This window comes from Sinorhizobium sp. M4_45, from assembly GCF_002885915.1.
In the GTDB taxonomy this organism is placed as follows: Bacteria; Pseudomonadota; Alphaproteobacteria; order Rhizobiales; family Rhizobiaceae; genus Sinorhizobium; species Sinorhizobium meliloti_A.
In genome coordinates this window covers 844061-867217 of sequence record NZ_NWVE01000002.1, presented here as the reverse complement: position 1 = coordinate 867217, position 23157 = coordinate 844061, and the positions used below count along the sequence as shown (strand labels likewise).

At 63.0% G+C, this 23157-nt stretch carries 22 protein-coding genes; 13 read left to right on the top strand and 9 right to left on the bottom strand.

Features of this window, described 5'->3' with window-relative positions:
• Window positions 1–108: 108 nt before the first annotated feature.
• Window positions 109–606, bottom strand: a complete 498-nt coding sequence (locus CN933_RS09880) for a GNAT family N-acetyltransferase (RefSeq protein ID WP_018094886.1) — start codon at window positions 604–606, stop codon at window positions 109–111.
• Window positions 607–608: 2 nt separating this feature from the next.
• Window positions 609–2111 carry an Asp-tRNA(Asn)/Glu-tRNA(Gln) amidotransferase subunit GatB gene (gatB, locus tag CN933_RS09875; RefSeq protein ID WP_018094885.1) on the bottom strand — a complete coding sequence of 501 codons (1503 nt, stop codon included), beginning with the start codon at window positions 2109–2111 and terminating at the stop codon, window positions 609–611.
• Between the two features lie 331 nt (window positions 2112–2442).
• Here gatB and CN933_RS09870 point away from each other — a divergent pair, with 331 nt between their 5' ends.
• Entirely contained in the window at window positions 2443–2697 is a 255-nt protein-coding gene (locus tag CN933_RS09870) for a YjhX family toxin (protein ID WP_018094884.1), read from the top strand.
• Window positions 2698–2799: 102 nt separating this feature from the next.
• On the opposite strand, the gene gatA is transcribed toward CN933_RS09870, so the two are convergent.
• From gatA to CN933_RS09855, 3 genes are all read right to left on the bottom strand, one after another.
• Complete coding sequence (gatA, locus tag CN933_RS09865) at window positions 2800–4281, bottom strand: Asp-tRNA(Asn)/Glu-tRNA(Gln) amidotransferase subunit GatA (RefSeq protein WP_026168584.1); 1482 nt, start codon at window positions 4279–4281, stop codon at window positions 2800–2802.
• A gap of 49 nt (window positions 4282–4330) precedes the next feature.
• Complete coding sequence (gene gatC / locus CN933_RS09860; RefSeq protein ID WP_003533050.1) at window positions 4331–4618, bottom strand: Asp-tRNA(Asn)/Glu-tRNA(Gln) amidotransferase subunit GatC; 288 nt, start codon at window positions 4616–4618, stop codon at window positions 4331–4333.
• A gap of 104 nt (window positions 4619–4722) precedes the next feature.
• The gene (locus tag CN933_RS09855) at window positions 4723–5427 is read right to left on the bottom strand and encodes a metal-dependent hydrolase (RefSeq protein WP_018094882.1); all 705 of its coding nucleotides are present in this window, start codon (window positions 5425–5427) and stop codon (window positions 4723–4725) included.
• A 123-nt stretch (window positions 5428–5550) separates the two neighbouring features.
• Here CN933_RS09855 and ruvX point away from each other — a divergent pair, with 123 nt between their 5' ends.
• A complete protein-coding gene (gene ruvX / locus CN933_RS09850; protein ID WP_018094881.1) occupies window positions 5551–6048 on the top strand; it encodes a Holliday junction resolvase RuvX in 498 nt (165 codons plus the stop codon).
• On the opposite strand, the gene CN933_RS09845 is transcribed toward ruvX, so the two are convergent.
• The gene (locus CN933_RS09845; RefSeq protein WP_018094880.1) at window positions 5982–6317 is read right to left on the bottom strand and encodes a DUF6105 family protein; all 336 of its coding nucleotides are present in this window, start codon (window positions 6315–6317) and stop codon (window positions 5982–5984) included. The two genes, ruvX and CN933_RS09845, sit on opposite strands and share 67 nt — an antisense overlap.
• Window positions 6314–6469: a hypothetical protein gene (locus CN933_RS09840; protein ID WP_080636428.1), complete on the bottom strand. Its 156-nt coding sequence runs from the start codon at window positions 6467–6469 to the stop codon at window positions 6314–6316. Before CN933_RS09840 ends, CN933_RS09845 begins: the two co-directional genes overlap by 4 nt.
• 201 nt (window positions 6470–6670) lie before the next feature.
• Here CN933_RS09840 and CN933_RS09830 point away from each other — a divergent pair, with 201 nt between their 5' ends.
• Window positions 6671–7606: an AEC family transporter gene (locus CN933_RS09830; RefSeq protein WP_026168582.1), complete on the top strand. Its 936-nt coding sequence runs from the start codon at window positions 6671–6673 to the stop codon at window positions 7604–7606.
• On the opposite strand, the gene CN933_RS09825 is transcribed toward CN933_RS09830, so the two are convergent.
• Window positions 7588–9240, bottom strand: a complete 1653-nt coding sequence (locus CN933_RS09825; RefSeq protein WP_018094879.1) for an acyl-CoA dehydrogenase family protein — start codon at window positions 9238–9240, stop codon at window positions 7588–7590. The two genes, CN933_RS09830 and CN933_RS09825, sit on opposite strands and share 19 nt — an antisense overlap.
• A 142-nt stretch (window positions 9241–9382) precedes the next feature.
• On the opposite strand from CN933_RS09825, the gene CN933_RS09820 reads away from it, so the two are divergent.
• From CN933_RS09820 to rpmG, 10 genes are all read left to right on the top strand, one after another.
• Window positions 9383–10324 carry an aspartate carbamoyltransferase catalytic subunit gene (locus CN933_RS09820; protein WP_003533035.1) on the top strand — a complete coding sequence of 314 codons (942 nt, stop codon included), beginning with the start codon at window positions 9383–9385 and terminating at the stop codon, window positions 10322–10324.
• Window positions 10321–11613 carry a dihydroorotase gene (locus tag CN933_RS09815; protein WP_018094878.1) on the top strand — a complete coding sequence of 431 codons (1293 nt, stop codon included), beginning with the start codon at window positions 10321–10323 and terminating at the stop codon, window positions 11611–11613. The genes CN933_RS09820 and CN933_RS09815 overlap by 4 nt, the downstream gene beginning before the upstream one ends.
• 29 nt (window positions 11614–11642) lie before the next feature.
• Complete coding sequence (gene plsY / locus CN933_RS09810; RefSeq protein ID WP_080636427.1) at window positions 11643–12254, top strand: glycerol-3-phosphate 1-O-acyltransferase PlsY; 612 nt, start codon at window positions 11643–11645, stop codon at window positions 12252–12254.
• A complete protein-coding gene (gene dprA / locus CN933_RS09805) occupies window positions 12254–13402 on the top strand; it encodes a DNA-processing protein DprA (protein WP_018094876.1) in 1149 nt (382 codons plus the stop codon). The genes plsY and dprA overlap by 1 nt, the downstream gene beginning before the upstream one ends.
• 210 nt (window positions 13403–13612) lie before the next feature.
• Window positions 13613–16297, top strand: coding sequence for a type I DNA topoisomerase (gene topA, locus CN933_RS09800; RefSeq protein WP_020487473.1), 2685 nt, complete (start codon window positions 13613–13615; stop codon window positions 16295–16297).
• 2 nt (window positions 16298–16299) lie between these two features.
• A complete protein-coding gene (gene rnr, locus CN933_RS09795; protein ID WP_018094874.1) occupies window positions 16300–18669 on the top strand; it encodes a ribonuclease R in 2370 nt (789 codons plus the stop codon).
• A 36-nt stretch (window positions 18670–18705) separates the two neighbouring features.
• The gene (locus CN933_RS09790; RefSeq protein ID WP_018094873.1) at window positions 18706–19161 is read left to right on the top strand and encodes a DUF983 domain-containing protein; all 456 of its coding nucleotides are present in this window, start codon (window positions 18706–18708) and stop codon (window positions 19159–19161) included.
• Window positions 19158–19874: an NUDIX hydrolase gene (locus CN933_RS09785; protein WP_018094872.1), complete on the top strand. Its 717-nt coding sequence runs from the start codon at window positions 19158–19160 to the stop codon at window positions 19872–19874. The genes CN933_RS09790 and CN933_RS09785 overlap by 4 nt, the downstream gene beginning before the upstream one ends.
• Before the next feature lie 12 nt (window positions 19875–19886).
• Window positions 19887–21071, top strand: coding sequence for an MFS transporter (locus CN933_RS09780; protein ID WP_018094871.1), 1185 nt, complete (start codon window positions 19887–19889; stop codon window positions 21069–21071).
• 94 nt (window positions 21072–21165) lie between these two features.
• The gene (gene rpmG / locus CN933_RS09775; protein ID WP_003537640.1) at window positions 21166–21333 is read left to right on the top strand and encodes a 50S ribosomal protein L33; all 168 of its coding nucleotides are present in this window, start codon (window positions 21166–21168) and stop codon (window positions 21331–21333) included.
• Between the two features lie 444 nt (window positions 21334–21777).
• Here rpmG and CN933_RS09770 read toward each other — a convergent pair whose 3' ends face one another.
• Window positions 21778–23145: a PleD family two-component system response regulator gene (locus CN933_RS09770; protein ID WP_018094870.1), complete on the bottom strand. Its 1368-nt coding sequence runs from the start codon at window positions 23143–23145 to the stop codon at window positions 21778–21780.
• Window positions 23146–23157: the final 12 nt, after the last annotated feature.

Below are 23157 nucleotides of genomic sequence, written 5' to 3'. Positions count from 1 at the left end.
CGCGCCGCTTCCGGCTTGTCCAGTGATTCCGCTCTTGGCTGCGGGGCAATTCACCTGCATCTCGAGGCCGAGGCGGCTGTGTCGCATCGATGCGAGCGGCGTCAAAGGTCAGGATAGACGCTTTTCGAGGATGAGCGCCGGTATGCCGGACTGCTCGTCGCCGCAACTGGATGTTTTTGCGACTTCCACAAATCCATGCGCGCGATAAAAGGCGAGCGCGTGCAGGTTCTGCGGCTCCACCTCCACCCGCATGCGTTCCGCATCCGGGAAGCAGGTCTCGAGCTCCGCGAACATGTCGCGACCGACGCCATGGCGTTGATACTTCGGCAGCACATAGAGCTGGTGCAACACGGCTGTCTTTTCCAGCGACTCGGACATGGCGGCATAGCCCATCCCGGCAAGCTCGCTGCCGTTGTCGGCGACGACAAACTCGGAGTGCTTGCGCTGCAACCGCGCGCGAAGGGCCTCGACGGAATGCCACCTCGCCGTCAGTTCATTGACCTTTTCGACACCGTAGAACGTATCGTAGGTCGCGTGCCACGTCTCGGCAAGCAGAGCGCGAACCTTTTCGAGGTCGCGCTCGCTCGCGGTACGGACGAAGAACATCGTCACTCCTCGATGCCGAGCTTGGATTTTACGAGGGCCTGCACCGCCTGCGGATTGGCCTTGCCGCCGGTCGCCTTCATCACCTGCCCGACGAACCAGCCGGCCAGCGACGGCTTCGCCTTGGCTTTTTCAACCTGGTCGGGATTGGCGGCGATGATCTCGTCGACCGCCTTCTCGATCGCACCGGTGTCGGTTACCTGCTTCATACCGCGGCTCTCGACGATCTCGGCCGGATCGCCTCCCTCGCTCCAGAGGATTTCGAAGAGATCCTTTGCGAGCTTGCCGGAAATGGTGCCGTCCTTGATGAGATCGATGATACCGCCGAGCTGCGCCGGCGAGACCGGCGTTTCCTCGATGGTCTTTCCGGCCTTGTTCAGCGCGCCGAGAAGATCGTTGATCACCCAGTTCGCCGCCGCCTTGCCGTCACGGCCTTCGGCCACGGCTTCGAAGTAATCGGCAATCGCCTTTTCCGAGACGAGAACGGACGCATCGTAAACGGACAGACCGAGATCGCGAACGAAGCGTTCCTTCTTGTCGTCCGGCAATTCGGGAAGATCGGCCTTGAGCGCTTCCACGAAGGCATCGTCGAACTCGAGCGGCAGGAGATCCGGATCGGGGAAGTAGCGGTAGTCGTGCGCCTCTTCTTTCGAACGCATCGAGCGGGTCTCGCCCTTGTTGGCATCGAAGAGACGGGTCTCCTGGTCGATCGCGCCGCCGTCCTCGAGGATGGCGATCTGGCGACGGGCCTCGTATTCGATCGACTGGCCGACGAAGCGGATCGAGTTGACGTTCTTGATTTCGCAGCGCGTGCCGAAAGCTTCGCCCGGGCGGCGAACCGAGACGTTGACGTCCGCGCGCATCGAGCCCTCGTCCATATTGCCGTCGCACGTGCCGAGATAACGCAGGATCGAGCGGAGCTTGGTGAGATAGGCTTTCGCCTCGTCCGACGAACGCAGGTCCGGCTTCGAGACGATCTCCATCAGCGCGACGCCCGACCGGTTGAGGTCGACATAGGACATGGCGGGATGCTGGTCGTGCATCGACTTGCCGGCATCCTGCTCCAGATGCAGGCGCTCGATGCCGATCTCGACGTCTTCGAACTGCCCCTGGCGATCCGGACCGACGGAAATGATGATTTTGCCCTCGCCGACGATCGGATCCTTGTATTGCGAGATCTGATAGCCCTGCGGCAGGTCCGGATAGAAATAGTTCTTCCGGTCGAAGATCGAGCGATTGTTGATCTTTGCCTTCAAGCCGAGGCCGGTGCGCACGGCCTGCTTGACGCATTCCTCGTTGATGACCGGAAGCATGCCGGGCATTGCGGCATCGACCAGCGACACATTGGCGTTCGGCTCCGACCCGAACTCGGTCGACGCACTGGAGAACAGCTTCGAATTGCTCAGCACCTGCGCATGGACTTCCATGCCGATGATGACCTCCCAGTCGCCGGTGGCGCCTGGAATGAAGCGTTTCGGATCAGGAGTGCGGACGTCGACGATGCTCATGTCATGCTCTTCTTTGAAGCCTGAATTCGTGGTTTCTCGGTAGAGCAATTGATCCCACGGTGCAAGCTTGTAAGGCGCGGCCGCACATGGGGCACTGGACAATGCCCGCTCTCGCAGCCGGTCATTGCAACCTTGACGATTGCGCGGCGATCTCCTAGAAAGCGCGATATCCGACAGGAGTCTTTATGTTCCATCAGTCTGAGTCCCCTAAGGGCCCTGCCCGCTTCCACTGAAAAGCGCGCATGGGCCGGAAACGTAAACCCCGCTCTTCTCACGAAGAACGGAACGTTTTCCTGCGTTCTGACGAACGCCATTCCGGAACACTCCAACGATGGACATTTCACGCGCCGAACAGCGCATTCTTCACCATTTGGCCCAGGGCGGCCGCATTGAAATCACCCGCGAAGGCAAGGCGATCGCAGACGTTCGCTGCTTTACGAGAGACGGCTGGGTCTATCCCGGTGTCGATCTCGAGCTTTTCCGTAAGCTGAAACGAAAGAGAGCGATCAAGTCGTCGGCCGGTAAGCCCTATCGCATCACCGAACGCGGACTGCATCTGGTCAGATCGGAGCTCAACAACCGTTGAGCGCCGGCGATCCGAATTGCACCGGATGCCGGAGATATCGTCTCCGGCATCCGGTGCGGTCGGTGTTGCCGCGATTTCGACGGATTACGCCTCTTTACGCCGTCACCACCACTTGGACGGCGTGAAGCGGCCGGCGGCCTGTTCGATGACGTGGGCCGTCTTGAACAGCGTTTCTTCTTCGAAGGGCTTGCCGATGAGCTGCAGACCGAGCGGCAGCCCCTTGCGGTCGAGCCCGCCCGGCACCGCAATGCCCGGAAGGCCGGCCATGTTCACCGTCACGGTGAAGATGTCGTTCAGGTACATCTTCACCGGATCGGCTGCGAGGTCCTCGTCGGCAATGCCGAAGGCGGAGGACGGCGTGGCCGGCGTCAGGATCGCATCGGCCCCCGCCTGGAAGGCGAGCTCGAAGTCGCGCTTGATCAAAGTCCGGACCTTCTGCGCGCGCAGGTAATAGGCATCATAATAGCCGGCGGAAAGCACATAGGTACCGATCATGATACGGCGCTTCACCTCCTGGCCGAAGCCGGCGGCGCGCGTCTTTTCATACATGTCGATGATGTCCTTGCCGTCGACGCGCAGGCCGTAGCGAACGCCGTCGTAACGCGCGAGGTTGGACGACGCTTCGGCCGGAGCGACGATGTAGTAAGCGGGCAGCGCGTATTTCGTATGCGGCAGCGAGATATCGACGATTTCGGCGCCGGCGTCCCTGAGCCAGGCGATGCCCTGCTGCCAGAGCGCCTCGATATCCTCCGGCATGCCGTCGACGCGGTATTCCTTCGGAATGCCGATCCGCATGCCCTTGATCGACTGGCCGATCGAGGCCTCGTAGTCCGGCACCGGCAGATCGACGGAGGTCGTGTCCCTCGGATCGATGCTCGCCATCGACTTCAACAGGATCGCCGCATCGCGCACGTCGCGGGCGATCGGGCCCGCCTGGTCGAGCGACGAGGCGAAGGCGACGACGCCCCAGCGCGAGCAGCGGCCATAGGTCGGCTTGATGCCGACGGTGCCGGTGAACGCCGCCGGCTGGCGAATCGAGCCGCCGGTATCGGTCGCGGTGGCGCCGGCGCAAAGACGCGCCGCGACTGCGGCCGCAGACCCGCCGGAAGAGCCGCCCGGAACCAGGTCCAGATTCGAGCCTTTAGCGCGCCACGGGTTCTTGACCGGTCCGTAATAGGAGGTCTCGTTAGACGAGCCCATGGCGAACTCGTCCATGTTAAGCTTGCCGAGCATGACGGCGCCGTCGTTCCAGAGGTTCTGGGTCACGGTCGACTCGTAGCGCGGCTCGAAGCCGTCGAGTATGTGGCTGCATGCCTGCGTGTGGATGCCCTCCGTGCCGAAGAGATCCTTGATACCAAGCGGGATGCCCTCGAGCGCGCCGGCCTTACCGGCCGCGATGCGGGCGTCCGATGCCTTCGCCATCTCGCGCGCCTTTTCCGGCGTGACGGCGACATAGGCGTTGATCGTCTGGTTGGCTGCCTCGATCGCGGCAAGATAGGCGTCGGTCAACTCGACCGCGGTGATCTCCTTGGCGGAAAGCTTCGCGCGGGCTTCGGCGATCGTGAGGCTCGTAAGGTCGGTCATGGTGCAATCGGACTTTCGCATTCAAAACGGCGGGGCGGACGGCGAGTGGTTATTCGACCACCTTCGGAACGAGGAAGAAGTTGCGATCCGAGTTCGGCGCGTTGGCGACAATGTCGTCCGCCTTGTCACCATCCGCGACGATGTCGTCGCGCTTTTTCATCTTCATCGGCATCACCGACGTCATCGGCTCGACTCCGTCGACATCCACTTCGGAGAGCTGCTCGACGAAGCCCAGGATACCGTTGAGTTCGCCGGTCATCCGCTCGGCTTCCTCATCGCTGACGGCGATGCGGGCAAGGCGCGCGACGCGCTTCACGGTGGCAAGGTCTACGGACATGATCGTCTCCGGTATCGCAAAGTTTCCCCCGCTATAAAGGCGAGTTGCACAACGTGCAACTCGCGAATAGCGCCGACCGGTTTCCGGCTGGGCTGCGCTCCTCTTCAGAGGGTTACTGCGCCACCGACCTCGGGGATGGCGACCAATGTCGAGGCACCGTCCATGCCCGCAACGAAGGTCTCCGGCGTCTGGTCGATGATCGGGAAGGAGCCATAGTGGCAAGGGATCGCCGTGTTGAACTTGAAGTAACGCTGGCATGCGAGCGCGGCCACGGCACCGCCCATAGTGAAACGGTCGCCGATCGGCACGATGCCGATTTCCGGCTCGTGCAGTTCCTGCACGAGCGCCATGTCGGAGAAGATGTCCGTGTCGCCCATGTGATAGAGCGTCGGCTCGTCGTCGAAATGGAGAACAAGGCCATTGGCGTTGCCGAGCGAATGCGAAACGCCGTCGTCGGTGATCTGCGCCGACGAGTGCAGCGCGTTGACGAATGTGGCGGTGAAGCTCCCGAGCTGAATGGTTCCGCCCGTATTGCCCGGCTCCAGCTTCGAAATGCCTTGCCGGCCGAGCCACATGCAGAGGTCGAAATTGGCAAGGACCGTCGCGCCCGTTTCCTTGGCTATGGCAACGGTGTCGCCGACGTGGTCGCCGTGGCCGTGGGTGAGCAGAATGTGGGTCAGCCCCGCCGTTGCGGCCTTGCGCTCCTCGTCCCGAAAGGCGGGATTGCCGGTGAAAAACGGATCTATCAGGATTTTGGCTTTCGCCGTTTCGATGTGGAAGGCGGAATGTCCCAGCCATTTGATGTTCATGATGTTCTCCTCAGATCGCGCGCGGCACCCCGGACGAGTCGGGCGATAAAATCGTTCGATTTATGTCTAGGACAAGCATATGGATCAGACCAGCGCACTGGAAAGATCGAATCGGTAAATCCCATGGCAATTCTCACGATGGAGGAACTCGCGGAGCGGCTGCCGCCCTATCGGTCGGTGGCCGGCCTGGATCTCGGGACGAAAACGATCGGCCTTTCGGTTTCCGATCTGGGGCGGCGCTTTGCGACGCCGCGCGATGTGATCCGCCGCGTCAAGTTCGGCGCCGACGCGCAGGCGCTCCTGGCCTTTGCGGAGAAGGAAGGGATCGCGGCCTTCATCATCGGCTTGCCGGTGAACATGGACGGATCCGAGGGGCCGCGCTGCCAGGCGACGCGGGCCTTCGTGCGCAATATGGGGGAAAAGACGGATATCCCCTTCGTCCTATGGGACGAACGCCTGTCGACGGTGGCAGCCGAGCGGGTACTGATCGAAATGGACGTATCGCGTAAAAAGCGGGCCGAACGTATCGACTCGGCAGCCGCTTCCTTCATTCTTCAGGGAGCGCTGGATAGATTGGCATCGCTGGCGAGAGGCGCTTCCGGCGATCGTGACGCACCGTAACGGCGCCGATACCAGGCCGCGATCTGCCGCCGCTTCCTGAGCGCGACAAGGCCGAACACGATCAGGCTGTCGACGATCATGGCCCGGGCGACGAGCGGCGGAATGGTTTCCGGCGGCATTCCCAGGATATTCCCGTAAACCCGGAAGACGAGCTCATGCGCCTCCCGCGTCAGCATGAAGACGCCGAAGCTCATGTCGTAGTAGGAGAGCCCGTACCAGCCCGTAAGCAGCATCACGGGACCGCCCCAGAAGATCAGCAACCACTTCATGAGGCGCCCCTCTCCGGCTGATGGCCGCGCAGAAGCGAGCTGATCGCACGATCAAGCAGGACGAATGTGGTCAGGACGGCCGCGAGGCTCGCTATATCGAGCGCCAGGCCGGCAAAAAACATCACCATGATGATCAGCAAGGCAGCTCTCACCGGCCGCTCCGTTCCATCCTTGAAAAAATCGCACCGTCAGTATCTCCGCCTCTGAGGCAGAAGTGCAACGTAAACCATTTGTTAAGGTTAATATTCACGGTAAACGCCGGCTTGCGGCCGGCGGTCCAGCGGCCTACAGCGAGTTCTGCGCACCTCATAAGAACGCGCGGCGCTACGTGCTTGAACCTGCCTGGAGCCCTGATGACCATCGTCTTCGAAAGCACTCTGCCCGTCTTCCTGCTCGTGCTCCTTGGTGTCGCGCTCCGGCGCTCTACGCTTGTCGACCAGGGGCTATGGATCGGGCTCGAGCAGTTCGGCTATTATTTTCTCTTTCCCGCGCTGCTCTTCTCGACGCTGGCGAAGGCGGACTTGGCCGGACTCGAGGCCGATGCGACGGCCGTCGCTACGGTCGGCAGCGTGACATTGATGTCGGCCGCCCTCCTCTCGGCCTGGCCTCTGCTGCGTCGAAGCGGCATTTCGGGCCCCACCTTCACGTCGGTCTTCCAGACGGCCACGCGATGGAATGCCTTCATTGCACTGGCGGTCGCTGAAAAACTCTTCGGCGCGGTTGGACTCAGCCTGACGGCCCTCGTCATGGCACTGCTCATCATCCCGATCAATTTCTACAATATCGCCGTTCTGACCTGGTTCGGCGGCGGCAGCCGTGGCATCGGCTTTTTCTTTTTGAAGATCATCACCAATCCCCTGATCATCTCGTCGGCGCTCGGGATATTGTTCAACTTGACGGGCATCGAACTCTATGAGCCGGTGATGACGGCGGTCGACATGCTGGCGAGCGCTTCGCTCGGGCTTGGCCTGATCCTGGTCGGGGCCGGCCTCAAGGTCGCCGACGCCCTGAGCCCGAGCATCCCAGCCCTGTTCGCGGTCGTGCTCAAGCTGATCGTCATGCCGGTGTTCATGGTGGGCGGCAGCGCGCTTCTCGGCATCCGGGGGGATGCCCTGCTCGTCATCGCCGTGGGTGCGGCCGTCCCCACCGCCATGAACGGCTATCTTCTGGCCAAACAGATGGGGGGTGACGCGGAGCTTTACGCCTCCGTCGCCACGATCCAGACGGCGGCCTCCTTCCTGACGATACCGCTCGTGCTCTTCGTTACGGGCTATGTCGCCGCCGGATAGAGCAGGTCCAGGACATAGGCCGAATCGAAGCGCGAATCGAGCATGCCGTAAGTCGAGCGCCAGCCGGCGGCCAGGCGCGATTCCAGGAACGCATCGGCGATGCGCCCGGCCCCGAGCCTGTAGAGTTCGGCAGCCGCCGCCGCCAGCGCCAGTTGCTCGACCAGCATGCGTGCCGCGCCCTCGTCGCGCTCGCAGAGCGACATGGCGGCACGCAGAACCTCGATCGTCTTGCGCCCGGCGGGACCCAGATCGCGGCCGATCGTTGCGAAGAGCTGCTCGAACAGTTCCTTGCGGCGCCCGAGCACCCGCAGGACGTCGAGCGCCATAACGTTGCCGGAGCCTTCCCAGATCGCATTGACCGGCGCTTCGCGGTAGTGACGCGCAAGCGCCCTCTCCTCGACATAGCCGTTGCCGCCCATGCACTCCATGGCCTCGTAGATCAGCGCGGGGGCGATCTTGCAGCACCAGTATTTCGCGACCGGCGTCATGATGCGGGCGTAAGCGGCATCCTCGGCGCTGCCATGGGCATTATCGAAGGCTTCCGCCAGGCGGAACGACAGCGCGCTTGCGGCCGCGACATCCAGGGCCATGTCGGCGAGCACTCTGGTCATCATCGGCTGGCTGACAAGCGCTTTGCCGAAAACCTTGCGGCCGCGGGTATGATGGACGGCTTCGGCGAGCGATGCGCGCATCATGCCGGCCGAGGCCAGCGCGCAGTCGAGCCGGGTCAGCGTCACCATGTCCAGAATCGTACGGATACCGGCATCCGGCGTACCGAGCAGGAAACCGAAAGTGTCGGAAAACTCGACCTCGGAGGACGCATTGGAACGGTTGCCCAGCTTGTCCTTCAGGCGCTGGAAACGCAGGCCGTTGGCCCCACCGTCCTCCAGCAGCCGTGGGACCAGGAAGCAGCCGAGCCCCTCCCGGGTCTGTGCCAGCATCACGAAAGCGTCGCTCATCGGCGCGGACATGAACCATTTGTGTCCGGTGAGGCGATAAATGCCCTCCCCCACCCGTTCGGCCGTGGAGGTATTGGCGCGCACGTCCGTGCCGCCCTGCTTCTCGGTCATGCCCATGCCGATCGTGACCGCGGATTTCTGCATCCACGGCCGATTGGACGAATCATATTTGCGCGAGAGTATCTTCGGCGCCCATTCCTTCTGAACGGCGGGGGAAGCGGTAATCGCCGCGACCGAGGCACTCGTCATCGTCAGCGGGCAGAGATGGCCGCATTCGAGCTGCGCGGTCAGATAGAAGCGGATCGCCCTTACCTTGTGCGAGCGGCCACGCTCATCGGGCAGGTTCTCCCAGGCGGAAGAATGCAGGCCGGTCGTCATGGATCGGCGCATCAGCGCATGCCAGGCGGGATGGAACTCGACGACGTCGAGGCGCTCGCCGCGCGGCCCGTGCGTCTTCAGCTTCGGCACGCCTTCATTGGCCATCCGGGCCAGTTCCTGCGCCTCGGGCGAAGTCACATAGCGCCCAAGCCCATCGAACTCGTCGCGCAGCGTCTTCGGCATGCTGGACGTGATGTCGACCACCAGCGGGTCGGAGCGAAAGGCGTTGACACCGGACCAGGGCTTTGGCTGGTTCAGTTCTGCAAGTTTCTGTTCTGTCCGGTTCATCTGATTCATGGGCCGGTTTTAGAGCCTTTCCTGTCTAAATGGAAACAATTCTGTCGGCCCAAGTTTTCTTCGGAACGGGCGGCGCGCCGCTTGCCGCGCCGGGGTCCACGTTCTATAGAGCGACCGAATTCCAGAAATGCAAGGGCGGCCCATGATCACCTTCCCGCATCGCCACCTGCTCGGCATCAAGGGGCTGACGGAACAGGATATCACGCTCCTGCTCGATCGCGCCGACGAGGCCGTCAAGATCTCTCGACAGAGGGAGAAAAAGACCTCCTCGCTGCGCGGGCTCACGCAGATCAATCTGTTCTTCGAAGCCTCGACCCGGACCCAGTCTTCATTCGAGCTCGCCGGAAAGCGGCTCGGCGCCGACGTCATGAACATGTCCGTCGGCAATTCCTCGGTGAAGAAAGGCGAGACGCTGATCGATACGGCGATGACGCTGAACGCCATGCACCCGGACGTGCTGGTCGTTCGCCACTCGTCGGCCGGGGCTGCCTCGCTGCTTGCCCAGAAGGTCTCCTGCTCGGTCGTCAACGCCGGCGACGGCCAGCACGAACACCCGACTCAGGCGCTGCTCGACGCGCTGACGATCCGGCGCGCCAAAGGCAAGCTCTCGCGGATCATCGTGGCGATCTGCGGCGACGTTCTCCACTCGCGCGTCGCCCGCTCCAACATCCTGCTTTTGAACCAGATGGGCGCCCGCGTGCGGGTCGTCGCGCCGGCGACGCTGCTTCCCGCCGGCATCGCCGAGATGGGCGCCGAGGTCTACCACTCCATGGCCGAGGGCCTCAAGGATGCGGACGTGGTGATGATGCTGAGGCTCCAGCGCGAGCGCATGGCCGGCTCATTCGTGCCTTCGGTGCGCGAATACTTTCATTACTACGGGCTGGACGCCGAGAAGCTCAAGGTCGCGAAGGACGACGCGCTCGTCATGCACCCGGGGCCGATGAACCGCGGCGTCGAGATCGCCTCGGAGATCGCAGACGGGCCGCAAAGCGTGATCGAACAGCAGGTCGAGATGGGCGTCGCCGTGCGCATGGCCGTGATGGAAACATTGCTTCTCTCCCAGAACCAGGGGCCGCGCCTATGACCAGACCACTCGTTCTGCAGAACCTCCGCATCGTCGATCCTTCGCGGAACCTCGACGAAACCGGCACCGTCATCGTCGGGGACGACGGACGTATCCTCGCGGCGGGGAAGGATGCGCAGAACCAGGGCATACCTGCGGACGCCTTCGTCAAGGACTGCGCCGGTCTCACCGCCGTTCCGGGCCTGGTCGATGCGCGCGTCTTCGTCGGCGAACCGGGCAGCGAACATCGCGAGACGATCGAGTCGGCCTCGCGTGCCGCCGCGACCGGCGGCGTCACTTCTTTCATCGTCATGCCGGACACCGATCCGGTGATCGACGATATGGCGCTGGTCGAATTCGTGCAGAAGACCGCGCGCGACAAGGCGCTCGTCAACGTCCATCCGGCGGCGGCCCTGACCAAGGGACTGCTCGGCCAGGAGATGACCGAGATCGGGCTGCTTCGCGATGCGGGCGCCGTCTGCTTCACCAATGGGCGACAGCCGGTGCACGATACGCTCGTGCTTCGCCGCGCGATGACCTACGCGCGCGAGTTCGGTGCCGTCGTCGCGCTCGAGACCCGAGATAAGTATCTCGGCGCCAACGGCGTCATGAATGAAGGGCTGCTGGCGAGTTGGCTCGGCCTTCCCGGCGTGCCGCGCGAAGCCGAGATCATTCCGCTCGAACGCGACCTGCGCATCGCCGGCCTGACGCGTGCGGCCTATCACGCAGCCGAAATCTCCGTTCCCGAATCGGCGAAGACCATTCGCATCGCCCGCGAGAACGGCACCAACGTCACCTGTGGGATCTCGATCAACCACCTAACCCTGAACGAGAACGACATCGGCGAGTACAGGACTTTCTTCAAGCTCTCGCCGCCTTTGCGCACCGAGGACGATCGCGTCGCAATGGTCGAGGCGCTGGCCGACGGAACGATCGATATCATCGTCTCGTCCCATGATCCCCAGGATGTCGACACCAAGCGCCTGCCCTTCGCGGATGCCGCGGACGGGGCGATCGGTCTCGAAACACTGGCGGCAGCGGCTCTGCGGCTCTACCACAGCGGCGAAGTGCCGCTGATGCGGCTGATCGATGCTCTGTCCACCCGCCCGGCCGTGATCTTCGGCCTGGATGCCGGCACGCTGAAGCCCGGCGCCCGGGCCGACATCGCCGTCATCGACCTTGACGAGCCTTGGGTTCTCCACAAGGAGACACTCGTCTCACGCTCCAAGAACACGCCTTTCGAAAATGCACGCTTTACCGGACGGGTCGTCCAAACCTATGTTGCGGGCGAACTCGTGCATTCGGCATAACCGGCGCGGGTCAGCGGAAGGGGGGACCGGTGGACATGTTTTCCTGGCAGTTGGGGCTGCCTTCGACGCTCACATGCCTTGTTTTCGGTTATCTGCTGGGCTCGATCCCGTTCGGCCTCATCCTGACGCGGATGGCCGGCCTCGGTGACGTACGCAAGATCGGCTCCGGCAATATCGGCGCGACGAACGTGCTCAGAACCGGCAACAAGAAGCTTGCCGCCACGACGCTGCTGCTGGATGCCCTGAAGGGCACGGCTGCCGCGGCGGTCGCATCCTACTGGGGTGTCGAAGCGGGCATCGCCGCCGGTTTTGCCGCCTTTATCGGGCACTTGTTTCCGGTCTGGCTTTCGTTCCGGGGCGGCAAGGGCGTTGCCACCTATATCGGCGTGCTGCTCGGCCTCGTGCCGGTGATGGTGCTCCTCTTCGCCGTCATCTGGCTGGCAATGGCAAAGATCACGCGCTACTCATCCCTGTCGGCGCTCGTCGCTACCGCTGTCGTCCCCATCGCGCTCTATGCAGCCGGCCACGGCAAGGTGGCCGTGCTCTTCGCGGTCATGACGGCCATCGCCTGGATCAAGCACCGCGCCAACATCCAGCGCCTTCTGAGCGGCACCGAAAGCCGGATCGGAGAAAAGGGCTGATGCCGCCGGGCGCTCGACGTGCCGGGATGGCGCTGAGCGAACGGCAGAAAATCGCATGGTTGCGGCTGATCCGAAGCGACAATGTCGGCCCCGCAACCTTCCGCGATCTGATCAGCCATTTCGGCACTGCAGAGGCGGCGCTCGAGGCGCTGCCGGAACTTTCGCGTCGTGGCGGGGTGGACCGGTCCTTCCGCGTCGCCACGGTGGACGAAGCCGAGCGAGAACTCGAGGCCGCACACCGGTTCGGCGCCGTGTTCGTGGGCATTGGCGAGCCCGATTACCCGGATGCGCTCAGACAGATCGACGGCGCCCCGCCGCTTCTCGCGACGAAGGGCAATTTGAAGGCGGCGGCCCGCCCCTCGCTTGGGATCGTCGGTTCACGCAATGCCTCGGTCAGCGGCGCGAAGTTCGCGGCGATGATCGCCCGCGACGCCGGAGCTGCCGGCTATGTCATTACATCAGGGCTCGCCCGCGGCATCGACACCGCCGCCCACCGCGCCAGTCTGCGGACAGGCACGATCGCCGTGCTCGCGGGTGGCCTCGACCGCCCCTACCCGCCGGAGAATCTCGGCCTGCTGCAGGAAATCGTCTCCGGCGAGGGGCTGGCGGTCAGCGAGATGCCCTTCGGCTGGGAACCGCGCGCCCGGGACTTCCCGAGGCGGAACCGGCTCGTCGCGGGCATCAGCCTCGGTGTTGCGATCGTCGAAGCCGCGAGCCGCTCAGGGTCACTGATCACTGCGCGTTACGCGGCCGATTTCGGCCGGCTGGTCTTTGCCGTGCCCGGGTCGCCTCTCGATCCGCGCTGTCACGGCACGAACGATCTCTTGAAACAGGGCGCGACCATCACGACCTCTTCGGCGGACGTGATCGAGGCACTGGCGCCTCTCAGCCGCGACGATCTTTTCTCGCGGCTGGACCTGAAGGAACCGAGTATCGAGGAACCGCGATCGACGCCGCCGGCCCCGGACGACACCGATCGCGCGCGCGTCGTCCAGGCTCTCGGGCCGACCCCAGTCGAGATCGACGATCTCATTCGATATACGGGGCTTGCCGCACCGCAGATCCATATGGTGCTCGTCGAACTGGATCTTGCCGGTCAGCTCTGCCGGCACGGAGGCAATCTCGTATCGCTTGCGACCGCCGAATGACGGCCAGGATCCGCCGCTCCGCCGCGCCAAAGACAACGGCAAGAAAGACGACCACCGGTTGAGCCGAATCGAATGTTGCCGCTTGGTTGCGGTCGAGCGCGATATAGCTATTTTCGATCAAACCCCTTGACCGCGCCCGAATCCCTGTCCATGTCGTGGCGTCGGTATTGGCGCGCAGGGTCGCCAAACAAGTTGTCTCAGAGAATGTCGATGAATGTTGTAGTGGTGGAATCGCCTTCCAAGGCCAAGACGATCAACAAGTACCTGGGCCCAGGCTACAAGGTGCTTGCCTCGTTCGGCCATGTGCGTGACCTGCCTGCCAAGGACGGATCGGTTCGCCCCGACGAAGACTTCGAGATGTCCTGGGAGGTCGACGGCGCCTCCGCCAAGCGGATGAAGGACATCGCCGATGCGGTGAAATCGTCCGACGGTCTCATTCTCGCAACCGACCCCGACCGCGAGGGCGAGGCGATCTCCTGGCATGTGCTCGACCTTCTCAGGAAGAAGAAGGTCATCGGCGACAAACCGGTCAAGCGCGTCGTCTTCAATGCGATCACCAAGAAGGCCGTGCTCGATGCGATGGCCGAACCCCGCGACATCGATGCCTCGCTGGTCGACGCATATCTCGCACGCCGCGCTCTCGACTACCTCGTCGGCTTCAATCTTTCCCCCGTGCTCTGGCGCAAGCTGCCGGGCGCACGCTCCGCGGGCCGCGTGCAATCGGTGGCGCTGCGCCTCGTCTGTGACCGCGAGGCGGAAATCGAGCGCTTCGTCACCGAAGAATACTGGAACATCTCGGCGCTTCTGAAGACGCCGCGCGGCGACGAATTCGAAGCGCGCCTCGTTTCGGCCGACGGCAAGCGGCTGCCGCCGAAGGCGATCGGCAATGGCGAGGAAGCCAACCGGTTGAAGTCCCTGCTCGACGGCGCGAGCTACGTCGTGGAGAGCGTCGAGGCAAAGCCGGTCAAGCGCAACCCCTCCCCGCCCTTCACCACTTCGACGCTGCAGCAGGCCGCCTCCTCGAAACTCGGCTTCTCGGCATCGCGCACCATGCAGGTTGCGCAGAAGCTCTATGAAGGCGTCGATATCGGCGGAGAAACCGTAGGTCTCATCACCTATATGCGTACGGACGGCGTGCAGATGGCGCCGGAAGCGATCGCCGCCGCGCGCCAGGCGATCGGCAGCCAGTTCGGAGAGCGCTATCTTCCGGAAAAGCCGCGCTTCTATTCCACCAAGGCAAAGAACGCCCAGGAAGCGCACGAGGCCATTCGCCCGACGGATTTCGACCGCACGCCGGACCAGGTTCGGCGCTTCCTCGACGGCGACATGCTCAGACTCTACGATCTCGTCTGGAAGCGCGGCATCGCGAGCCAGATGGCATCTGCGGAGATCGAGCGCACCACCGCCGAGATCGTTGCCGACAATGCCGGCAAGAAGGCGGGCCTCAGGGCAACCGGTTCGGTCATCCGCTTCGACGGCTTCATCGCAGCCTATACCGACATGAAGGAAGACGGCGAGCAGTCGGATGACGGCGACGAGGGCGGCCGCCTTCCGGAAATCAACGCGCGCGAAAATCTTGCCAAGCAGAAGATCAACGCCAGCCAGCACTTCACCGAGCCGCCGCCGCGCTATTCGGAAGCGACGCTCATCAAGAAGATGGAAGAGCTCGGCATCGGCCGTCCGTCCACCTATGCGGCGACCGTCACGACCCTCATCGACCGCGACTATGTGGAAATCGACAAGCGCAAGCTGGTGCCGCAGGCGAAGGGCCGTCTGGTCACGGCGTTCCTCGAAAGCTTCTTCACCCGCTATGTCGAATATGACTTCACCGCATCGCTCGAGGAGAAACTGGACCAGATTTCGGCGGGCGAGCTCAACTGGAAGGACGTGCTGCGCGACTTCTGGAAGGACTTCTTCTCCCAGATCGAGGACACCAAGGAACTGCGCGTCACCAACGTGCTCGATGCGCTCAACGAGGAACTGGCACCGCTCGTGTTCCCGAAGCGGGAAGATGGCGGCGACCCGCGCCTTTGTCAGGTCTGCGGCACCGGCAAACTGTCCCTGAAACTCGGAAAGTACGGCGCTTTCGTCGGATGCTCCAACTACCCGGAATGCAACTACACGCGGCAACTCTCCTCCGACAGCAGCGGTGACGCCGAAGCAGCCGCAGCGAACGAGCCGCAAAGCCTCGGCAAGGATCCGCATACCGGCGAGGAGATCACGCTGCGCAACGGCCGCTTCGGCCCCTATGTCCAGCGCGGCGACGGCAAGGAGGCGAAGCGTGCCAGCCTGCCGAAGGGCTGGACGCCTGCAACGATCGATCATGAGAAGGCCCTGGCTCTTCTCTCCTTGCCGCGCGACATCGGGCCGCATCCGGAAAGTGGAAAGATGATCTCCACCGGCATCGGCCGTTATGGCCCCTTCGTGCTTCACAACGGTACCTATGCCAATCTGGAGTCGGTCGAAGACGTCTTCTCGATCGGTCTGAACCGCGCGATTTCCGTCCTCGCCGACAAGCAGTCCAAGGGCGCCGGCGGCGGTCGCACTGCCGCGGCGGCCCTCAAGGAGCTTGGGGAACATCCGGACGGCGGCGCGATTACTGTTCGCGACGGACGCTTCGGACCCTATGTCAACTGGGGCAAGGTGAATGCCACGCTGCCGAGGGGCAAGGACCCGCAATCGGTGACGGTCGAGGAAGCGCTTGCGCTCATCGCCGAACGCGAAGCGAAGGGCGGCGTGACCAAGGGCAAGGCGGCAAAGGGAAAATCGGCCGCAGGAAAATCGGCAGGAGCGAAGTCTGCCAAGGCTGCATCGGCCGGAACCGCGAAAGCGGAGAAGCCGAAATCAGCAACGAAGACGAAAACGAAAGCGGCCGCGAAGGCCAAGAAGGACTGACTTTGACCAGGATTCCGCGCGACCCGACCGAAACGCCCGCAAAGGGCGCAGGCAAGAAGTCCGGCCGCGCGGCCAGGACGGCACCGGCCGGAGAAAAGGAGACGATCGTTCACGGCGTCGTTCCTTCCCGCGAGGTGCTGATGCGCTTCATCGCCGAGAACCCGCAACACGCCTCGAAGCGCGATATCGCCAAGGCGTTTGGCCTGAAGGGCGAAGCACGGGTAGAACTCAAGGGATTGCTGCGCTCGCTCGAGGAGGACGGACTCCTCGAGAAGAAGCGCAAGTCGCTCGTTCGCCCCGGCGGGCTCCCGCCCGTCACCGTTCTTGACATTACCATTCGCGATGTCGATGGCGACCTGATCGGCCGCCCGGCCGAGTGGCTCGACGACGACGGCGTCGCGCCCGCAGTCCTGATCAAGCAATCAAGCGTCGCCAGGGCCAAGGGCAAGACGCCGGTAGGCGGTCTCGGCGACCGGGTGCTCGCAAAGATTTTCCCGGCCAAGGAACGCGGCGGCCCCGCCTATACTGCGCGTATCATCAAGGTGCTCGACAAGCGCAAGGACGCGGTGCTCGGCGTCTTCCGCGCCACGCCGGGCGGTGGCGGCCGACTGATGCCGATCGACAAGCGGGGCGAGGAACTCCTCATCGATCCGGACTTCACCGGCGACGCCAAGGAAGGCGATCTCGTCGAAGCGCATCTCTCGCGGATCGGCCGCTACGGTCTGCCGCGCGCGCAGGTGCAGAACGTCATCGGCTCGGTCGCATCCGAAAAGGCGATCTCGATGATCGCCATCCATGCGCATGGTATCCCGCACGTCTTTCCGGAGAAGGTGTTGCAGGAGGCGGAAGCCGCGCGTCCCGCAACAATGGCCCATCGCGAGGATTGGCGCACCCTGCCGCTCATCACCATAGACCCGGCAGACGCCAAGGATCACGACGACGCGGTCTACGCGGAGCCGGATCCGTCGCCGGACAATCCCGGCGGCGTCATCGTCACCGTCGCGATCGCCGACGTCTCCTGGTACGTCCGGGCACGCTCGGCACTCGATCTCGAGGCGTTGAAACGCGGCAACTCGGTCTATTTTCCGGACCGGGTCGTACCGATGCTGCCCGAGCGCATATCCAACGACCTCTGCTCGCTGAAGGAAGGCGTCGACCGCCCGGCGCTTGCGGTCCGGATGCGCTTTTCCAAGGAAGGCCGCAAGGCCGGCCATACGTTCCACCGCATCATGATGCGAAGCGCGGCCAAGCTCTCGTACCAACAGGCGCAGACAGCGATCGACGGTGCTCCCGACGACAAGACCGGCCCCATACTGGATACGATCCTCAAACCGCTCTGGGACGCCTATCGTATCCTCACACGCGGAAGGGAGCGCCGTCAGCCGCTCGAACTCGACGTGCCGGAGCGCAAGATCATCCTGAAACCGGACGGAACGGTCGATCGGGTGTTCGTGCCGGAACGCCTCGATGCGCACAAGCTCATCGAAGAGATGATGATACAGGCGAATGTCGCCGCCGCCGAGACGCTGGAACAGAAACGTCAGGTTCTGATCTATCGTGTCCACGACCAACCCTCGCTCGCCAAGCAGGAGAGCCTTCGCGAATTCCTGGCGACACTCGAGATCGCGCTCGCCAAAGGTGGCAACATGCGGGCGAACCATTTCAACGGGATTCTCGCCAAGGCCGACGGAAAACCTTACGAGACGATCGTGAACCAGATGGTGCTGCGCTCGCAAAGCCAGGCGATCTACAGCCCGGAAAATATCGGTCATTTCGGCCTGAACCTGTTGCGCTACGCCCACTTCACCTCGCCGATCCGGCGCTACGCGGATCTGATCGTACACCGCGCGCTCGTTTCCGCGCTCGGGCTCGGCGAAGGCGGCATCATGCCCGAGGAAGAAGCGACGCTCGACGATATCGCCGCCGAAATCTCGACCTTCGAGCGGCGTGCCATGGCGGCTGAACGCGATACCGTCGATCGCCTGATCGCCCATCATCTGAACGGCCGCGTGGGCGAGGAGTTCGACGGACGGGTTTCCGGCGTCACCAAGGCGGGACTATTTGTCACTCTCCCCGCCTATGGCGCCGACGGATTCATCCCTATATCTACGCTCGGGCGCGACTATTTCATCTATGATGAAGCGCATCAGGCCCTTTCCGGCGAGAAGTCCGGGCTGGGCTACCGTCTCGGAGACCCGGTGCAGGTCAAGCTTGTAGAAGCGGTGCCGTTGGCCGGTGCACTCCGTTTCGAAATGCTGAGCGAGGGACGAAAGATGCCGACGGCAATGCGCTCCTTCCACAAGGCCGGCCGCCGCGACCGGACGGGCGCGCGCAAACGGCCGGGGACGCGGCCGCCCCGCGGCAGGCACTGACAGCCGGACGCGCGACGTCCGGCACGAGGATTGGACATGAAGGCAACGGCGACAGACATGCTTCAGCTCGGCGGAGCGGAGGGCGACAAAAGGCCTGTCGGCCGCTCGATCAAGCGTGGCCTTTTCGGATCCTGTCCGGCCTGCGGCCGCGGCCGGCTGTTCCGCGCCTTCCTTAAATCGGTGGACGCCTGCGACGCTTGCGGCGAACGCATGGATCACCACCGCGCCGACGATTTCCCGCCCTATATCGTCGTCACGATCGTCGGCCATGCCGTGCTCGGCGGTTATATGATGACCGATCTCGTGCTGCCGCTTACGACATGGCAGCATCTCGCGATATGGGCGCCGGTTACGCTTGCCAGTTCGCTCGCCCTGATGCAGCCGGTCAAGGGCGCGGTCATCGGCCTGCAGTGGGCTTTGAGAATGCACGGTTTCGGCGGTCACGACGATCTGCCTGAAGACGTGCTTCCGCCGCGAGATCCTTCGGCATGACCCCGGAGCGGCTTGGCGGCCGCGCTTTCGCACTCGACGCCGAAGCGGAGAGTTGTCCGACGGTCAGGACGCGCGATGCGGCCTCCATCATGCTTCTCGACAGATCGGGCAAGGGCATTCGCGTGTTGATGGGCAAACGCCACAGCGCCCACGTCTTCATGCCGGACCTTTACGTCTTCCCGGGTGGACGCCGCGATCCCGGCGACCACCGCCTGAGATTTGACGGCGATCTTCATCCGGCGGTTCTGCGATCCCTCAGGGCAGGCGAAGGGCGGGCGATCACGGTGGCTCGCGCACGCGCGCTAGCACTTGCGGCCGCGAGGGAACTCTACGAAGAAGCCGGAATAAGCCTCGGCCGGACGCAAGAGCGCCAAGGCTCGGCGCTTCCGTTTCTTCCCGATCTTTCGAATTTGCGCTATATGGCGCGGGCCATTACTCCTCCGGGACTGCCGAGGCGATTTGACACGCGGTTCTTTGCCGTTTTCGCGGACGAGGCCGAGATCGATCCCTCACTGGTGGCGGAAAGCCGGGAGCTTCAGGATTTGCAATGGATCGATGTCAACGACTTTTCCGCGCTTCGCGTGCCGGAGATCACCGCGATCATCCTCTCGGATCTGAGAAACGGTCTCGAATCGGATCCTTCGCTCCCGCCTGAAAGAACCGTTCCATTTTATTTTACGCGCCATGGGCGCTTTCACCGTACGCTTCTCTGAGGGCCCTGTCGCATGTCGAAGCCGCCGCCCGGTACGTCAGGACCGGTTGACGAAATCCACTGGCCTTCATTGATCGCCGCGCTCGCGTCGATCACTGCCGTCGGCATCGCGATCGGCCTGGGGCTCCCGCTGCTCAGCGTCATCATGGAAAAGCGGGGCATAGCGCCCACGCTGAACGGGCTGAATGCGGCAATGGCCGGCCTCGCATCGATGGCCGCCGCGCCGTTCACCATGAAATTCGCCCATCGTCACGGCGTCGCTCCGACCATGCTGCTGGCAATAGTGTTTGCGGCGGCGAGCTCGCTCGGTTTCTACTACCTCACGAATTTCTGGCTCTGGTTTCCCCTGCGCATCGTCTTTCACGGCGCGATCACTGTCCTCTTCATCCTTTCGGAGTTCTGGATCAACGCCACCGCGCCCCCCAACAGGCGCGGCTTCGTGCTCGGGATCTACGGCACGGTACTCTCGCTCGGTTTCGCGAGCGGTCCCCTGCTCTTCTCGATCCTGGGCAGCGAAGGCTTCCTGCCCTTCGCGGTCGGCGCGGGCGTCATCCTGCTTTCCGCGATTCCGATCTTTCTCGCGCGCAATGAAAGTCCGGTGCTGAACGAAAAGCCGAAACGCCATTTCATGCGTTATGTCTTGCTGGTGCCGACCGCGACGGCCGCCGTCTTTATCTTCGGTGCAGTGGAATATGGCGGCCTTTCCCTGTTTCCAATCTTCGGGACACGCGCGGGCTTCAGCGAATCGCAGGCAGCGCTGCTGCTGACGGTCATGGGCGTCGGCAATTTCATCTTCCAAATCCCCCTCGGCATGCTTTCCGACCGCGTGAAGGACCGCCGTACGATCCTGTCGGCGCTGACCCTGATCGGGTTCGTGGGCGCCCTGTTCCTGCCTATGCTGGTCGAAAACTGGTTCCTGATGGCGCTTGTTCTTCTGTTCTGGGGCGGATGCGTCTCCGGTCTCTATACGGTCGGCCTCAGCCACCTCGGCTCCCGTCTCCAGGGAGCGGATCTTGCGGCCGCCAATGCCGCCTTCGTGTTTTCCTACGCCGTCGGTACGGTAGCGGGTCCGCAGGTGATCGGGGCGGCCATGGATGTGACGGGCAATGACGGATTTGCCTGGGCAATCGCCGGCTTCTTCGGGCTTTATGTCGTACTTTCCCTGGTCCGCATCGTTTTGAAACCAAAACGGCCTTGACTTTTCGATCGTGATTTGTAGTTTCGCGGCAACTTGACCGTGGCCCGCAACAGGTTGTCCACGGCTTTCAATTTTTGATAAAGGCAGGACGACCATGGCGAAAGCTACCACCATCAAGATCAAGCTGCTGTCGACGGCCGACACCGGTTACTTCTACGTCACCACCAAGAACAGCCGCACGATGACCGACAAGATGACGAAGACGAAATACGATCCGGTCGCGAAGAAGCACGTCGAATTCAAGGAAGCCAAGATCAAGTAAGGTCGCCGCTTTCTTCGATCCAGAAGCGCCGCCCGCAGGGCCGGCGCTTTTTCTTTGCCCTTCTCCGGAGGGGACGGATAAAGCAAAAACGCCGCCTCTTTCGGAGCGGCGTTTTCGAATGGGGGTCGACTGGTCCGGTTGCAGCACGAGGAATCCGCAAATCCGAGGCCAGCCGACCGACCCCACGACCCAGGAGATGCGGCGGACCTGAGCATCATGGGGTAACCGAATTCTGTGGAAGTTTCCTTCCTCGCTTATCAGCATTGCCTGAAACTAAAAAAAAATCAACGCATTCTTAATCGCGGAGCGGGGGTTGCTCGGCGTTTGGTTAATTCTGTTCCAAAATCGGACAGTGTCGCCTGCGGATGTGCTTACTCCGGCACGGCCGCGCAACCTGGAAGAGCCGGCGCGCGAGGCCCTGAATAGCACAGCATGTGCGGCGGATCAGGCTGCGGCAGCGACAACCCGGTTCCGTCCGCCGTTCTTCGCCTGATAGAGCGCCATGTCGGCGCGCTTCAGCAAAGCCTCGGCCGTATCGCCATCCGGCCTCAGGGTTGCAATGCCGAGCGACGCCGTCACGTTCAGGACCGTCGCGGCCTGCGGAATGTCGAAGCCACGGCTCTCGACCGCCAGTCGGAGTCTCTCCGCAACGATCGCCGCCATTTCGGGCGTCGTATCCGGCATGACGACCACGAACTCCTCCCCGCCGAAACGGCAGGCGAGATCCGCGCCGCGCACGGTGGCGCGAACGCGGTTGGCAAATTCGCGCAGTACATCGTCACCGGCGTCATGACCGTAGGTATCGTTCACACGCTTGAAGCGATCGATATCCGTGATGCAGATCGACAGGGGACGCCCCCTTGTGGTCGCGCGATCGATCAGCAGCTTCAGGTGGCTTTCCAGATAGCGCCTGTTGTGGAGCCCGGTGAGATCATCGGTCACGGCCAATTCGATCGTCTGTTGTACACTGGCGCGCAGGCGATCGTTGCAATGCTTGCGCCGGATCTGCGTTAGGGAACGGGCGACAAGTTCGTTCGGATCGACCGGACGCATGATGTAGTCCGTCACGCCCAGTTCGAGTGCGCGGACGATTCTCTCATCGTTTCCCTGCTCGGTTACCAGCAGGATCGGAATGAAGCGGGTCCGCTCGAGCGACCGCAATTGCGAACACAGACGCAAGGGGTCGTAATCGTCGAAATTCGCGTTGACGATGATCAGGTCGAAACTGCTTTCGGCAGCCTCGAACAGGGCGGCCTGCGGGTCCGATATGACGGCGACATCGGCGATCGGCTTCAGGGCACGCGTCAGCCGCTCCTGTGAGGAAGCACGGCCATCGACGAGCAGAACGCTGCCGGGCTCGTCCGGCCGATCGACGCGGCCCGTCTCCTGCAGCGCGATCGTTTGTGCCGTCTGGGCTCTGAGACGCAGCTCGTCGCTGACGTTCTTCAGGCGTACGAGACTTTTCACGCGCGACATGAGCTGCAGATCGTTCACGGGCTTGGTCAGGAAGTCGTCCGCGCCGGCCTTCAGCCCGCGCACGCGATCGGACGGCTGGTCGAGCGCCGTTATCATCACCACCGGAATATGCGCGGTCCGGCTGTTCGCCTTCAATCTTTCACAGACCTCGAAACCGTCCATCCCCGGCATCATGACATCTAGCAGGACCAGATCCACCGGCGTCTTTTCGCATGTCGCCAAGGCGGCATTCCCGTCCGGTGCCGTCAGCACGTCGAAATATTCGGCCACCAGCCGCGCTTCCAGGAGCTTCACATTGGCTGGTACGTCATCAACGACGAGGATGCGCGCAGTCATATCGATCTTTCC

Bases quoted from the DNA above. Each gene is read 5' to 3' on its own strand.
- CN933_RS09880 (WP_018094886.1), bottom strand. From the start codon at position 606: ATGTTCTTCGTCCGTACCGCGAGCGAGCGCGACCTCGAAAAGGTTCGC.
- gatB (WP_018094885.1), bottom strand. From the start codon at position 2,111: ATGAGCATCGTCGACGTCCGCACTCCTGATCCGAAACGCTTCATTCCA.
- CN933_RS09870 (WP_018094884.1), top strand. From the start codon at position 2,443: ATGGACATTTCACGCGCCGAACAGCGCATTCTTCACCATTTGGCCCAG.
- gatA (WP_026168584.1), bottom strand. From the start codon at position 4,281: ATGACCGACCTTACGAGCCTCACGATCGCCGAAGCCCGCGCGAAGCTT.
- gatC (WP_003533050.1), bottom strand. From the start codon at position 4,618: ATGTCCGTAGACCTTGCCACCGTGAAGCGCGTCGCGCGCCTTGCCCGC.
- CN933_RS09855 (WP_018094882.1), bottom strand. From the start codon at position 5,427: ATGAACATCAAATGGCTGGGACATTCCGCCTTCCACATCGAAACGGCG.
- ruvX (WP_018094881.1), top strand. From the start codon at position 5,551: ATGGCAATTCTCACGATGGAGGAACTCGCGGAGCGGCTGCCGCCCTAT.
- CN933_RS09845 (WP_018094880.1), bottom strand. From the start codon at position 6,317: ATGAAGTGGTTGCTGATCTTCTGGGGCGGTCCCGTGATGCTGCTTACG.
- CN933_RS09830 (WP_026168582.1), top strand. From the start codon at position 6,671: ATGACCATCGTCTTCGAAAGCACTCTGCCCGTCTTCCTGCTCGTGCTC.
- CN933_RS09825 (WP_018094879.1), bottom strand. From the start codon at position 9,240: ATGAATCAGATGAACCGGACAGAACAGAAACTTGCAGAACTGAACCAG.
- CN933_RS09820 (WP_003533035.1), top strand. From the start codon at position 9,383: ATGATCACCTTCCCGCATCGCCACCTGCTCGGCATCAAGGGGCTGACG.
- CN933_RS09815 (WP_018094878.1), top strand. From the start codon at position 10,321: ATGACCAGACCACTCGTTCTGCAGAACCTCCGCATCGTCGATCCTTCG.
- dprA (WP_018094876.1), top strand. From the start codon at position 12,254: ATGCCGCCGGGCGCTCGACGTGCCGGGATGGCGCTGAGCGAACGGCAG.
- topA (WP_020487473.1), top strand. From the start codon at position 13,613: ATGAATGTTGTAGTGGTGGAATCGCCTTCCAAGGCCAAGACGATCAAC.
- CN933_RS09790 (WP_018094873.1), top strand. From the start codon at position 18,706: ATGAAGGCAACGGCGACAGACATGCTTCAGCTCGGCGGAGCGGAGGGC.
- CN933_RS09785 (WP_018094872.1), top strand. From the start codon at position 19,158: ATGACCCCGGAGCGGCTTGGCGGCCGCGCTTTCGCACTCGACGCCGAA.
- CN933_RS09780 (WP_018094871.1), top strand. From the start codon at position 19,887: ATGTCGAAGCCGCCGCCCGGTACGTCAGGACCGGTTGACGAAATCCAC.
- rpmG (WP_003537640.1), top strand. From the start codon at position 21,166: ATGGCGAAAGCTACCACCATCAAGATCAAGCTGCTGTCGACGGCCGAC.
- CN933_RS09770 (WP_018094870.1), bottom strand. From the start codon at position 23,145: ATGACTGCGCGCATCCTCGTCGTTGATGACGTACCAGCCAATGTGAAG.